Source organism: Labilibaculum sp. K2S (assembly GCF_030372765.1).
Classification (GTDB): Bacteria; Bacteroidota; Bacteroidia; order Bacteroidales; family Marinifilaceae; genus Labilibaculum.
In genome coordinates this window covers 387,982-403,335 of sequence record NZ_JAUCMW010000001.1, presented here as the reverse complement: position 1 = coordinate 403,335, position 15,354 = coordinate 387,982, and the positions used below count along the sequence as shown (strand labels likewise).

The window sequence follows — 15,354 nt, the reverse complement described above, 5'->3', positions numbered from 1 at the left end:
TGTATTGGAAACACTTATTTAACAATGAGAACCTTCACCGTTTTGTTCATGTCTTCATCTGAAACTGTAAGCAGGTATGTACCTGTTGCAAATCCATTTACGTTAATAGAATGACTCTTTTCAGAACTCAACTGAGAAAACACCTGCGTTCCGCCCATCGTAAAAAGACTAATTTGTCTGCTGGAAGAGGATTCAAAATTGAGATTTAAAATGTTGGACGTCGGATTAGGAAATACTTCAAATTTCGACTCATGAATTGGATTCTCAATTCCTGTAACAGTGCCGTCATCAAAAGAAATCCAATTCAGATTGTGTTCTCCTGATTCAGACAATAAGCGTAAAACTGTTTTGCCTTTCGGGAGATCTATTGTTATGGATTTTGTTTGCCAGGATTGCCATCCATTGGTACTTCCAAAAGAAACAGATTCATTGGAAACCATTTCTCCGTTCACGGAGTTCAAGACAAGAATTTTTGCATTTTTTGCTGTAGCAAGCCTGAAATTCATGGTGAAAGTTCCCGCTGCCGGCACATACAGAAGATATTCCAAATAATCGCCATCCGAAGCATACGAAGTGTTTTTCCCTTTTCCTGTGTCTGTACAATCTTCCAACTCAAAGCCGCTATTGGTCATGAAATTTTCCGCTTCAATTTTTCCAGGAATTTCAAAATGCCTGTTGAAATTATTTTCGACAATTACATTCGTAAAAGACTCCAGTTCTTTAGAACCTGATTTTACACTGTTTCCTGTATAGGAAAGTTTGATTTCATGATTATAAAACAAATCCTTCTCAGTAATTAGAATCATCTTCTGACTGTTATTCGGATCCAAAATAAAATCTGAAATGGAAACAGATTCTCCATCAACCGTTAATTCAAATTCATTGATATTCATATCGTTTTCAACCGATGTAATTGGCTGATTTACATCAAGAAATATTTCATTATCAATTTTCGCAGAACCGGCTTTTAACAGCTTAAAAGGAACAGCGCTTATTTCGACTGGCTCAATCAATGAAAAGTGGTTTACATTCAGCTCCCCGCCATCAAACACAAGTTTAATTTTAACCATGCCCTTTGGCAGAATAATGTTATTTATTGTGCTGGTTATATAACTGGTCCAGCTACCCGTAGAAGGAAGTTCAAACGTTTCGGAAACTATCTGACCGTTTGCCTCAATATGCATAGACGCTTTACCAGTACCAGCTGTTCTGATTTCTAATTTATAGGCCGCATTAGCTTCCGAATTAAGGGTATACTGTAACCACTCACCGCTTTTCACAAAACCAACATTGTAACCATTGGTTTCCGTATCGTTACACTTCTCGATATCCACACCATCATTGCGATATTCCCAACCCTGATTCCATGCCTTATATTCACCGGTATTTAGATGATAATTTGCAGTATCTGTATCGAAGTAAGCGTAGTTGTTTCTGCCCAGATCATAATCGACAGCAAATATTTTTCGACTTGTTGTATGTGTTTTAAATGGTTTTGTTTCTGTTGTGTGAGGCTGACGAATAAGGGCATCAATTACATCGTACTGGATTGTACAATTTTCAAATTTGTGATTGTTGGAAAAGGTCATAACCGCATTAAATGCTTCATCCGAAGTCATTGTACCATTGCCTTTCCACATCTCAATCATTTGCAAATAATCCGCATTCGTTTCAACCTTTAGTATGTTATTAATGCCTGATTTTTTCACCGGCCACCACGACCATCCCACATTGTTGCTTTCTGCTAATGCCGCCAAATTTGTGAACCATGTATTGGAATTCTCTCCTGTTTCACCCAACCAAACCGGACGATTTTGCTCGTCTCTAAAATCTGTTATCCATTTTAAAGCATTTACATCATTGTATGTCCAATATTTATGAAAGCTGTATACCATATTTTCATCCCAGGCAGGTGTTAAACCAGAATAATCATTGGCAAACGAATTCCCCTCAATAAATAGGATGTGATTTTTATCAACTTCGCGAATGGCATCAGTAATTTTACCGTACAAATCACGAATTTGGGAATTGTTGCCTTCGGGAAACGTCCAATTGATCTCATTAATTAGATCATACCCGCCGATCCATGGCTCGTTGCTGTATCTTTCAGCAATTTTTTTCCAGAGTGCAACTGTTTTGTCTTTATTCAAATCACTTTCCCATAAGGAAGGTTTCGAAGAATCGTAGTCAGAGATAGCAGCATCTTTCCCTTGTCCTCCGGGTGCTCCATGTAGGTCAAGAATCAAATACATCTGATTATCAGCACACCACGAAAGCAGATCATCTATCATGTCGAAACCTTTGTCGGTCCATGTGATTTCGCCTGATACAGGTTCATTTTCGATGGCAGGAGTAAACCATTTGTAATGCATTGCAACACGTATACAATTAAATCCCCATGCAGACATCGAGTCAACATCAATTTTTCTAAAATGATTTGAAAGCCAAACATCATAAAATTCGTTGGTGCGGGCCTCTCCTACTGTTTCAATTAATTTATTTCTGAATTCATGCTGAGTGCCAGCTACATCCGAAGACTGCATCATGTAACCTTCCTGAATCATCCAATTCCCGGTTCCGATACTTCTGATTATTAAATTGTTTCCATTTCCATCGACAATACTTGTTCCATTAACATGTACAAATCCCTGCGAAAAAGCAGGAGCGGAAAAACTAAGGAACAACAATATAAAAAAAGAGAGATTGAGAAAAATCTTCATCTTACAATTCCCGTATTTTCCTTCTGATTGATATTCAAGTCGTCGTAACATATTTTTACTATTTAGCAGCAGTTTCATTGGTATAGATTTATTCCTGATGGGTTTGTGCTTATTCGTTAATAACAATTGTTGCAATTGAATGAGCAGGAAGAACAGACAGAGTACCTCTTCCTTCTAACCATATTTTAAATTCAAGTTGCTTATCAGTTTGATTCATTGCTACAACAGCAATGCTATTGTCTTCATTTACAAAAGCTGTTGCCAGAATATTGTCATCATTCGAAGAACAAATGATACGCTGTGCACCTGGACGGATGTATTTTGAGAAATGCCCCAAATAGTAATAGGAATTCATGTAAGTGATTTCACCCGTTTTTGTATTTCCGATAATTGGTGCGTAACAATAATTGGCAACATGATTTGGACCTCCTTTTTCATCGAGTAAAACATTCCAATCAACCCAGCCCGAAGCCGAATTATTAAGATCATGAATAATTGACTCTCCATATTTTTCTCCCCAACTCCATTCACCCAGCTTACTGTAATCGAACGGGAATACACATCCTTCAGTGAAAATGGTTTTCTTATCAGGGAATGCCTCGGATACAAGTTTTACGTTTTCAAAATGATCTCCGGTATACCAATGAAAACCAGTCCCCCAAATATATTTTGAAGCCTCAGGATCATCTAAAACAACTTGAGCACGCTGGTACATTAATCCTCGGTTGTGATCCCAGATAATAATTTTCTTGTCCCCCATTAAACTATTTTCAAGAGTTGGCCCCAGATAGTTTTTTACAAAATCTCTCTCTTCGTCTGCAGTAAAAATGCAGGATTCCCAGCGTTGAACTGCCAATGGCTCATTTTGAACTGTAAGTCCCCAAAAATCAATTCCCTGCTTTTTATAAGCATCAAAGAATTTAACGAAATAATCAGCCCAAGTCTGGAAATATTCCGGTTTTAAACTTCCTCCTTCCAACATGTTGTTGTTGGTTTTCATCCACGCAGGAGGACTCCAGGGAGAAGCGAAAAGTTTCATTTCATTTCCTGATTTAGCCAAAGCTTCTTTGATGAAAGGGATTTTAAATTTGTTGTCGTGTTCTATGGAGAAATTATCTAAACTTGTGTCACCGCTTACTTCTGCATAAGCATAGCTTTCACTTGAAAAATCACAACTATGAATATGAGTACGACACAAACTATAGCCAATTCCCTTTTCACGATCGAAATAAGCCTCTAGAATTTCGCTTTGTTTGTTTTTGGGAAGCTTATAAAAAGTTTCTGCTGCAGCATCAGTAAGTGCACCGCCAAAACCTTCAATGATTTGAAAACGCTTTTTTGCATCTAATATAAGAGTGGAAAAATGTTCTTCCGGCTGATTAAAATCCCCAACCAACAGGTCATCAGATTTTGAGAATCTTAAATCCCCTTCTTTTGCGGTAGTATATTGAATTGCCTTTTCAAGAGTAATCTTATTATTGCTTCGACTATTCGTCTGCAAATTTTCATCTCCATTCTGTTGATTGCTTTGTCCTGCAATTAAATTGCATGCATTAAGAATGCCTGTGCTAATAACTGCAAATAAAAAATATTTCAATATTGTGCTTGTCATTTATCTGTTTGTTTGATTTTCAAAACAAATATATATGCACACAATATGGTAACATGAGTTTGATACCTCTCAAATACTCCTCAAACGTTTACAGGGACTACTCAAAACCACTCTAATCACTGCAATTTACTCACAAACTGGTTGTTGCAGAAACAAGAAATCACATTAATTTGATGTCAAAAATAGAAATAAACTAAACGAAAAACTTATAAATCCATTAAATATCTCTGCAATGATTCATTGGAATCGAGTTCTAATTTTTTTCGAAGGCGATAGCGGTCGTTTTCGATTGCTCGTGTCGTCTTATGCATAAATTCTGCAATCTCTTTTGAAGAAAGATTCATTCTTACATACGAAGCAACCTTTACCTCAGACAAAGTTAAATCCGGATATTCATTGCGTAACTTACTTATAAATTCATTGTACATTTTATCCAATCGAGGCTCAAGATATTTCCACTCCTTATCATCGTTGATTTCGTTATCAATCTCATCAATTACGATTTGCAAACCACTTTTTACTGCAGGCATTGCTTTGGCCGCAAGACCAAGCATCCGATTTTTATAATTGATCAGTACCCTGTTTCGATTTACCGTGTAAAAGGTTAGTTTTTCCAATTCCGATTCAATATTTTCCTTTTCAAGTTCTGTAATTCTTTTTTCCTTTAACGCCTGTTCCTGCAGAAATTTTATTTTTAAAAGACGCAATCGATAATTATAAGCTGCCGCTGCTATACCAACTATTAAGCCAACTACTAAGAAAACAAACCATTTGGTTTTCCAGAAAGGAGGAAGAACACGAATACTAAGCTCTGCAATATTATCCCCCCACTTTTTATCATTATTTGAAGCTTGAACTTTAAATGTATAATTTCCATCTTTTAAATTTGAATAAGATACAAAGCGATGTTCGGAATCGGAATCGTACCAGTTTTCATCAAACCCTTCCAATTTATATTTATACTGACACTTTTTAGGATGTGTATAATTCAAGGCGGCAAATTCAATTGAGAAAACCTTATCGGAATAAGTTAACTCAATCTCTTTGGTATGTGTGATATCATTTTGCAATTTAACCAGCTGATTAATTGAATCACCCGGTAAAACTTCCTGGTTCTGGATTTTTAGTTTCGTAAAATAAACTTTCGGAATCGTAAGATTTAAGGACAACTCAGAAGGATTGAAAATGTCCAGCCCATTTTTTGATCCGGTTAAAAAAGTACCATCTTGTAATTTAATAAAAGCCTGAGCATTAAACTCATTCGATGATAAGCCATCCGATTTATCAAAAGACATAAATTCCTTCGAATCCTTACTTAGCACAGCAATTCCATCATAGGTCGTCACCCAAATTCCACCGGCTGCATCTTCCTGTATACCAAGAATAATCATAGATGGCAAACCATTTTTCAATGTGTATTGAATGCCTTCCTTCTCTTTTTTATTGTATTTAAACAAGCCATTCCCTTCTGTTCCAATCCAAATATTTCCCCACTTATCTTGAAATAAATCTTTAATTACACCTTCGGTAGTAATATTTGAATTGGTACTAATTCTCAATACATTATTAGCTTGCTTGTCGTAAACATATATGCCGTTGCCTTCGGTACCAAACCATATATCACCATCGGAATCTTCCATAACAGACATCACATTGGAATGATCAATTTTAATCAATTCTCTGGAGGATGGTCCTATATTTTTGAATGTCTCTGTATCTGAATTAAAAAGATCAACACCATTGCCCAAAAGTCCCAGCCAATTTTTCCCCTGACTATCCACCAGAATGGTCCAAACATTTTCGGAGTGTAAACTTAAATTGTTTTGAGAATTCTGATGAAAATGCTTAAAAGATTTCGTTTTATAATTATATATATTTAAACCGGCGTTGTAAGTACCTACAAGTATATTGCCATTTACATCCTCTGCCAAACTAGTAATAACATTACCCGAGATACTGGATTCATCTGAAATTTTAGAATAAAAATGAGTTAATTTATTTTCTTTGCTGATAACATGTAAACCCGATCCATCTGTTCCTATCCAAACATTTCCTTTACTATCCTGTAAAATACCAAGCACCGATTTGCCTTTAAAAAAGGAACAAACATTATCAGGCAAAAGTTCGTTTGCAAATTTCTTCGCCAGAGGATCATAATATGCGACACCTTTATCGTATGTTCCTACCCAAATCCTGTTGGCATTGTCCTTGTATAAAGTATAAACCTGATTACTTGGTAAACTATTAACATCTTCATCATCGAAATTCACATAATCAAATGTTTCTTTTCGAGTATCCAATATGTTAATTCCTCCCCCATCTGAAGCAATCCAGATTTTACCATCCGAATTTACAATCATATCTCCAGTCAGAACTTCAGAACTCAGACCATTTTTCTTAAAATAAAATTTTGATTCTTTCGATCTCCGGTTGTATTTGCATAAACCGTGCTTGTCAGCAGATATCCATAAATTACCTTCTCTATCCTCAAGAAGACGCTTTCGATAATTCCCTGAATTTAATTCTAAATTGTTGTAGGGTATCGAAAAAAACTTACCGGTTTTTCTATCCAGACGCTGGATATCTTTTTCAAAAGTTGCAATAAACAGCTGTCCATCGTGAGTTTCCAAAATATCACTTACTACGTAAGAGTTTATACTTTGAGGCTCACCATTAGGATGATATACTTTAAATGAATCCGTGCTTTTATCAAATAAAGCAAGACCACTGTTGCTGCCTATGATAACCGTCCCATCTTTTAAAACTTTTATTCGATAAATCTGATTACCTATGCCATTCCTGATGCCGTATTTTTTGAATTGATTTGTTTTTGGATTGAATCTATTAATTCCATTTTGATAGGTTCCCACCCAAATAAATCCATCTTTATCTTCAGCAACAGATAATATTCTATTTCCGGAAATAGAATTGGAATCTTGTGTGTTTCGATATACTTTCACTTCGTAACCGTCGAAACGACAAAGGCCATCCCGAGTACCAAACCACATAAATCCAGAAGCACTTTGCAAAATGCATTCAACATTGTTATGAGGAAGTCCTTGTTCCTTTGTGATCCTATTAAAGCTGTATTGGGCAAAGGAAAATTTAAGGCATAAAATTAACAACGCGCTTAAAAAAAGCTTTTTGTTCTTTAAAGTTTTTATCATTGGTAGGTGCTATGAATTCTCAAATATACAATAATTCACATATTTTAAAAACAGACTAAATATCAATTACATTCAATATATTTTATTTTAGAAATAGGTAGAATAAAATGAAATTCACAATAAATATCTTAATATTTAGATCTATAATGCGTTGATATTTAAAAGATCACCCCTTTTACGAGATGATCTTTACCAAAATGAATGAAGATAATACTTCTATTTCCTTCATAAACCAAAAACAATTTAAGTTGTCGTTTCAGCAAGTCTGCGCTGATCTAAATCAGATTTCATGACCACACAGGTTTCGTGATCGATGGTGTAGAAGTACAGGAGAATTGCACATGACATGTATAAGATTCCCGGAATTACCGATATCATGAGTTTTATTCCTGTTATGGCAGTTTCTGTTTGCTCAATATTGGGTGCGAATTTAAATATGGCAAGCATCCATCCTGCCAAAGCACCACCAATTCCCCATCCTGCTTTTTGTGCAAATGTAGCTGCAGAAAACACCAATCCGGTTGAGCGTCGTCCGGTTTTCCATTCGGAATAATCAGCTGTATCGGCAAGCATTGTCCAAAGCAAAGGCACTGCCGGAGCATAAGCCATTTTTGCAAGGATATTAAGTGTATAAATCATGGCCAGATTGTTAGCTCCCGGCAGATATAGGCAGATGAAGAAAAATCCGGAAAGTAATGAACTAGCCAAAAACACATTGCGTTTACCGAATTTTTTTGCCAATGGTTTTGAGAAAGGTATTGCTACAATTAATGCCACTGTACCAATCACATTAAACAACTGAACATTTTCTTCCTTGCCTATATAGTATTTAAAATAGTATGCAATGGACAAATTCTGCATTGCAAACATGATGAACGAAATAATTCCAACGAAAAACAATATCATCCAGGGTTTATTCTTAAATAGATTCCTAAAATCCTCCTTTAAGTTTTCTTTCTGCTCTTTAGGAGGTTGCACTCGCTCTTTCGTCGTTTTAAAAGTAATCATAAACAACACAAAACTGATAACGGAAAACAGAATTAAAGTGTACTGATATCCTTTTGCATTATCGCCCTGACCAAAATACAAGGCTAAAGAAAGAGCTGTTCCTGACACGATAAACTGACCAATAAAAGCAAAAATAAATCGGTACGAATTTAAGCCCGCTCTTTCGTAAGAATCCGAAGTCATTACCGCTCCTAATGATGAATAAGGTAGATTTATAGCCGTAAATACTGTCATTAATAACATATAGGTAACGCCAGCATAAATCACTTTACCCGTTGGTCCGAGATCAGGAGTGGTGAAAGTCAAAACTGCCAGCACACTATAGGGTAGAGCCATCCATAAGATGTAAGGCCGGAATTTTCCCCAGCGAGTGTTTGTTCTGTCAGCAATAATTCCCATAATAGGATCACTTACCATGTCCCAAAAGCGAGCGATCAGCATAATAGTACCTGCTGCTGCCGCAGAGATTCCAAAAGTATCGGTATAGAAAATCAGAATCCAAAAACCAACCATATCCCATACAAAATGGGAAGCTGTATCGCCTAAGCTGTACCCTACTTTTTCCTTTATCGATAATTTTGATTCTATTTCAGTCATTGTTGTATATTTTTCAATTATTACTTTTAAAATCAAGCTGTTTAGGCTCCTACTTTTATTCAATCGTGTTTTTTATTGGCATTCATGATCTCTCTTCTTTCGGTAGATTGTCTTAATCGACCTAATCAACTGGGTTTTCCACCCAAACCGACTTCATTTTTTGTCTTAATACAAAACAGAAGCAAAAAAAATCAAGGTTGCTTTTAAATTCAAGCCGTTTAGGCTCCTACTTTTCATTGCCCAAAAGTAGGCAAAAGGCCACCACGGCATTAAAAAGACCTAAAAATCAAAGCATTCCACTAAAACTTAGGAACTCGTCCTTTTAGACCCTCATCCTTCGGGGCTAACGTCCTCAAACAGCAAAAGTTTCTTAACGCTCCATACTCCTGATTTTATTAACGGCTTTTTCATGATCTGGATCCTCCTCCATTCCCGCCCACATGAAAAAACATAAGTTCTTTACTCTAAATCAAACAAATTATAGGTTCTGGACCATTCAATTGTCTGATCAGGTCTTAAGTTTATATCAAAGAACAACTCAGGACTAAGCACATGTTTCCATCCCCAAAGGTTTACTTTGTTGGTTGTAAAACTGCCTGTTTCGCTAATCCCTATTTTGCTTTTTGTGTTTATTAATTCCCAATGAGCATCCACATTCTTGCTTCCTGAAAGGTTGCTGAAAAAGAATTGTTCATTTGGAGTATTCTTAAACGTAATTTCGTTTTGTCCAAGCTCCACTTTCTCTTCAGGATTGACGGTTGCTCCGAATAATTCCGGTTTGATATCAAATGGAAATTTTAAAATGTAATTACTTCCCATGAATTCTTTATTGATGGCTAAGAAATTATGCGTGTACTCGTTGGTAATAATGGTTTTTACTCCTGTATTGTGCAGGTAATACCTAATAACAAAACTACTTTCCAATAATTCGATTTCCTTTTTCAGCACATACGCATAACCATTAACACTCTGAGAGACACATTCAACGAGTAATTTATTCATATCAGTAATGATTTTAAAGTCGGCAGGTTCAGTTTCATAAGCTTTGCTGAAACTGTATTCTTTTCCCACTTTTTTTAATGCCCCTACTCCTATTTTAGGAAACCATTCTCCTTCTTTGATTTCATTGTAACCAACAGGCATTTCGATGCCAAATTCATTGTAAAAGCCTTTTCCGAAATTGTCTTCTTCATCCTCATTCATTCTCTCAATGGTAGAAATAGGAACACCTTTATATATTAAACTTGTAATCTTCCCTGTCCAATCGAATCTCGAAAACTGATAATTTTCCAATGGCAAATCGATGTGAATTTCCAGGTTTTTATTTTTTAGGATGTGTTCCATGCTTTTATCTTTTTTAGGCTGACCAATAGTTAGCAGGGGTAAGATTATCAGTAAAAACAATGCTGTTTTTTTCATTCTTATGGATATTGGATTGGACTATTTCGAAACCGGTAAGTTTGTATATTTTTCTTTTACAACAGAGAAAACTTTTTTCTTATTTCGATCAATATTTACTATTCCCCAATACTCTTCATTTGGTGCTCCGTCGTAAGGAACGCCACTGCTGTTTGGCGCCCATCCTCCTGTATCCTGCACGTTATTATTACCTGCTTTCCACAACTCATCAACAAAAGCAAACAATGTTACACCCGAACAAATATCCTGATTTCGAAATATGGCACCCAGAATGTTTACCGTTGCATCAGCCTGAGCCAACTGATTTTCACCTTTTTCATAAGTATTTTTTGAAATCGTCATGTAGCTATCTGCTCCGGCTTCGGAAAGGTACATTGGTTTACTACTAACAGCTTCCCACTCAGGAAAAATAGTCTCAGGATTGTCCCATCGATAAACATTCATTCCCCAAATATCAATATCCGGACATGTTGCAAGAGCCAACGAATCCGGTAGGTCGCCATGAGCAGTAGCAACAGGATGTAATGGATCTTGCTGATGAATTAAGTCTGCAGCATTGTTTAAAGCTGTGTACCAATTATTAATATCACCCTCAAACCACTCCGGATGGTAGTTATACTCGTTACCCAGTTCCCAAAAAAGTATGGCATCATGATTCTTGTACCTGTTTATGTAATCGATAAATGTGCCGGAAAAAATATCCGAATCTCCGCCTTGATTGTATCCAAGCCCAATAATCACTTTTAGTCCAGCCTCTTGAATTTCATCTAAAACAGCTTTGTCATGAATGGGAGAATATACCCGAATTGTATTAATCCCTGCTTCAACCATCAAACTTAAATCTTCGCTAAGATTACTAAAGCTTCGTTTATCACTGCCCTTAGGTACAGGATGATAACAGATTCCTTTAATTGTATAGACAGAATCGTTTAGCAGAATTGTCCGGCCGTTTGTTGTTATTGTATCGGCGCGCGCATCATTGATGAAAACGAATGACAAACACAAGAGCAAAGTGATTGTAATATTTTTAATCATAACAAAATTATTAATCTGAATTCAAACTACTTAGCATCAATACTGGTTGGTATTGCCTGAGCACTCATTAATTTTTTTCATTTACAGCTTTTGTGTTACTCAAGAGTCCAATTCTTCTTGAATTAAATTGTCATTCCCGCATATGCATTCTCGACTATTTAGGAAGTTTATATTTTATCAGGTATAATTTCGCCTGTAACATTACTGATCTCATCACCTTCATGCTTTACCTTACCTCGTCGTGCAATTAATGCTTCTCTAATTTCATGAGATCTCTTCTCTGTTATATCATATTTCCAGATCAATACAATTGCGAGGAATGCTGTGGCAATAGGAATCAGAATATCCGCTAATCTAAGATTTGTAAGAGTCTCTGCAGACTGAACATCAACACTTTCATCGAAACCAATATAATGCAAAACAACACCACTGGTTAGCATGGCAATGGCCGTCCCCAGTTTCACCATCCACCAATAAATCGCTCCGAATGTAGCCTCTCTGCGTTCTCCATTATTCAGTTCATCCAAATCGCAAACATCCGCTGTCATCGACATCATTAAAGTAAATAAACCACCTATCCCAAATGACAAAAACGGAATTGGCATGAACATTAACCAAGGATATTCAGGATTAAATCCCCACCATTTTAATGCATATCCCACCACTGAAAGAAGAGTGGCTATGATGAAAGCATTCTTTTTACCAAATTTCTCAGAAAGTTTGGTGACAATAGGAATTACAAGAAATGCGGTAGCCATCGCACTTATGGTACCAAACCAGGCAGGCCATCCTCCTGCCGCAACTTTATCTCCTTGAAAAAGATAATAGACAATAATAAAGAAGGCAAATTGCGCAATAGTCTGGAAACCATTAAAAATGAGAAATGTAGATCCACAAAGCTTCATAAACGGCTTATTTTGAATGGTTAATTTTATCCCTTTTATGAATTCCTTTGTGTTCGCAGCCAATTCTTTTCTTGACAAATTTTTCATCTTATCCTGATCGGGAACAATCATTTCATTGTTAAAAAGGGCCGGCAGAATGCCTAGAACCATACACAAACCACCTACCCAAACGGAAAGAATTCTTGCCCCTTCAGGTGCGGAATCGAAAAGAGAAGGATTGTATATAATTACCCAAAACCAAGGAGCTATCATCCATGCAATTTGTCCCATAAACTGAGAAACAGCCATCAATCTCGTTCTTTCATTGTAATCGGGAGTCATTTCATACCCCAAACCAATTAAGGGTGTCGCAAAAATGGTGTAACCGATATAAAAAAATATGGATACGACTAAAAAGTAAAAGAAATTGTAGATCTCAGAATTTTCAGGATTCAATTGCCACATAATCATAAAAGTGACTCCTGAAATAACGCTCCCTATTAAAATATAAGGTTTTCTTCGCCCCCATTTCGATTTCGTATTGTCTGAAATAAATCCCATAATAGGATCTGTTAACGCATCCAAAAGTCTGGGTAAGGCACCTAATAATCCGGCAAGAATTGGATCCATTCCCAAAGACATTACCAGAACAACCATAAACACACCCAAAGCAGCAGGAAATAACTGATTCGCCAGATGTCCTGATCCAAATGCTATTTTTTGCCCAATTGGGACAATGTCTTCCTTTGCTGTTTTATAATGTGTCATATTTATTGAATTATGAATTAAAAATTATGAATTAGGGCATGCAGGCAGAAACTGTTCTAATTTGATTTAATTATCAAAGAAATTCCCCATTACTTTTTTAGGTTTTCTATTAACAGTGAATAAGCCCCAGTGTTTTTCTGCACCCAAAGGATTCGCTGTTTCTCCTTTCCAATCTTCATCGAAAGCTTCAAAAAAGAAGGTCGTGATGTTCATTTCTGCAGACCATTTCATCAGGTCGTTATAATATTGCTTTTGCTTTTCTTCACTTGCTCTCACGCCAAATTCTGAAGCTTCTGTAGCCCATCCTGCTTCAGTGATTACAATCTTGCTTTCAGGAAGTGCATTTCTAACTTTTTGCACATTTTCGATGGTATAGGACATTGCCTCGGCAATGTCTTTGCCTTCCCAAACCGGATAAACATGAATTGATATGAAGTCGACTGCCTTCGCTAACGTTTCGCCTTTAGTAACCCACCACTCGTAATTATCGGCAACAGTAACAGGTTGTTGAATTGCCTTCTGAACTTTATGCACATAAGAAATAATCGTATCGGTATCTACTTTGTGATCATTCCATTCAACCAATGCTTCGTTGCCAACATTAACTGCAATTACTGATTCGGAATATTTTGCAGCCAACCGAATTCCTTCCTGTATTTCCTTCTGGTTTGTAATGGAGTTTTGCGCTAAAATGTCAGCAGAAATTGGCTCGGTTAGCCATCCACAAGTTTCATGAGCACTTAATTCAGCTTTCAACCAAATGCCCAACATTACTTTAATATCCAGATTATTTTCTTTGATTATTCTAAGTACAGCTTCGGAATTTTCACCAGAATCGTACAGACGAATTAAATTGAAAAGAGAATCATGAGAGATAATCTGAAGGTCTTCGAGAATCTGTTCATCGCTTGGATTAATGGCTCCTTCTCCTCTATCGGGATGTTGGCCTGTTCTAAAACCAGAATAGCAAACCGCCTTCGAAACTCCATTTAATAAGTCATTACTAGTTTGCTTAATTTCTATCTTAGTTATCTTGGTTGAATCTAAATCTTTTGGGGATACTTTCTTATCATTTTTACAGGATATCAACAGGATTGAAATCACCAAAGTGATCATCACGCCAGTGCTCCTGCTATTTTTTACTGAGTTTTTCATAGTTCTTTAGGTTTTGGGGTTTCATACTATTTTGAATCAGCAAATAATTTTGCCATCACCTTTTTTGGTTTTCGGTCAACCGTGAAAAGACCCCAATGTTTTTCCGGTTCCATTGGTTCCTGAGATCCTTTCCATGGCTCATCGAAAGCCTCAAAAACAAAGGTTAAGACCTCTTCTATCTCGCTCCATTCAATTAAATCATTGTAATAAATCTTCTGCAAATCCTGACTTACATTTCCTGGAGAAATGCCTCTTCCGTTTGAATTGGTTGCCCAACCAGCTTCGGTTATAACAACAGGTTTGTAAGGATACTTATCAGCAACACTGTAATAATTCTGCTTAGTGTATTCCATTGCCTCATGAATATTTTTATACTCCCACACCGGATAAGTGTGAATGGATATGAAATCAACTTCTTCAACCAAATCTTTCAATTTATCGAGCCATGGCACATAGTTTTCACAGAATGTAACCGGCTGTTTTGCCCCTGCTTTAATCATTCGGACGTAGCCAATTACATTTTCTAACGGCACGTAATGATCTGTCCAGTGAACCAATGCTTCATTCCCTGCTGATAAGGAAAAAATGATATCAGGAAATTCATTGGCCAATCGAATCAATTTCTTAATTTGATTCAGGTTTCGCTCCTTGTTTTGGGTCAATTCCTCTTCCGAATATGAACCTCCCCACGGACAACCAAAATTGTTCATTTCAGCACCTATGTAGGCACCCAGCATTACTTTAAAATCGAGCTTTTCTTTTTGAATCACCTCCAAAACAAGATCTGTTTGTTTATCGCAGTCGTATAACCGCAAATATTTCCAATGATCATGTAGGATTAAAAGATCTTCCTTCACTTGCTCATAAGTTGGATAAACACCTGTATCCGGACTCTGTCCTTCTCTGAAACCCGAATAACAAATCGCTTTTCCAGGTTCTATAGTAAGTGGTTCGTTTCGATTCATTCTGTAGTGGTTCATGCAATTTCA

General features: G+C 36.6%; 9 protein-coding genes. All 9 read right to left on the bottom strand.

Going from position 1 to position 15,354, the window contains the following annotated elements:
• Nucleotides 1–14: 14 nt before the first annotated feature.
• The 9 genes from QUH73_RS01535 to QUH73_RS01495 all read right to left on the bottom strand — a co-directional run bounded on the left by QUH73_RS01535 (nt 15) and on the right by QUH73_RS01495 (nt 15,345).
• Entirely contained in the window at nt 15–2,771 is a 2,757-nt protein-coding gene (locus QUH73_RS01535; RefSeq protein ID WP_289528707.1) for a carbohydrate-binding protein, read from the bottom strand.
• 58 nt (nt 2,772–2,829) lie between these two features.
• Nucleotides 2,830–4,332: a glycoside hydrolase family 30 protein gene (locus tag QUH73_RS01530; RefSeq protein WP_289528706.1), complete on the bottom strand. Its 1,503-nt coding sequence runs from the start codon at nt 4,330–4,332 to the stop codon at nt 2,830–2,832.
• 206 nt (nt 4,333–4,538) lie between these two features.
• Entirely contained in the window at nt 4,539–7,499 is a 2,961-nt protein-coding gene (locus QUH73_RS01525; RefSeq protein WP_289528704.1) for a two-component regulator propeller domain-containing protein, read from the bottom strand.
• Between the two features lie 243 nt (nt 7,500–7,742).
• Nucleotides 7,743–9,104, bottom strand: coding sequence for an MFS transporter (locus QUH73_RS01520; protein WP_289528703.1), 1,362 nt, complete (start codon nt 9,102–9,104; stop codon nt 7,743–7,745).
• A gap of 459 nt (nt 9,105–9,563) precedes the next feature.
• The gene (locus QUH73_RS01515; protein ID WP_289528702.1) at nt 9,564–10,523 is read right to left on the bottom strand and encodes a hypothetical protein; all 960 of its coding nucleotides are present in this window, start codon (nt 10,521–10,523) and stop codon (nt 9,564–9,566) included.
• A 21-nt stretch (nt 10,524–10,544) separates the two neighbouring features.
• Nucleotides 10,545–11,558, bottom strand: coding sequence for a hypothetical protein (locus QUH73_RS01510; RefSeq protein WP_289528701.1), 1,014 nt, complete (start codon nt 11,556–11,558; stop codon nt 10,545–10,547).
• 167 nt (nt 11,559–11,725) lie between these two features.
• Entirely contained in the window at nt 11,726–13,210 is a 1,485-nt protein-coding gene (locus QUH73_RS01505; RefSeq protein ID WP_289528700.1) for an MFS transporter, read from the bottom strand.
• Between the two features lie 66 nt (nt 13,211–13,276).
• A complete protein-coding gene (locus tag QUH73_RS01500) occupies nt 13,277–14,365 on the bottom strand; it encodes a glycosyl hydrolase family 17 protein (RefSeq protein WP_289528699.1) in 1,089 nt (362 codons plus the stop codon).
• A gap of 26 nt (nt 14,366–14,391) precedes the next feature.
• On the bottom strand, nt 14,392–15,345 hold the full coding sequence (locus QUH73_RS01495) for a glycoside hydrolase family 17 protein (protein ID WP_289528698.1): 954 nt from the start codon (nt 15,343–15,345) through the stop codon (nt 14,392–14,394).
• Nucleotides 15,346–15,354: the final 9 nt, after the last annotated feature.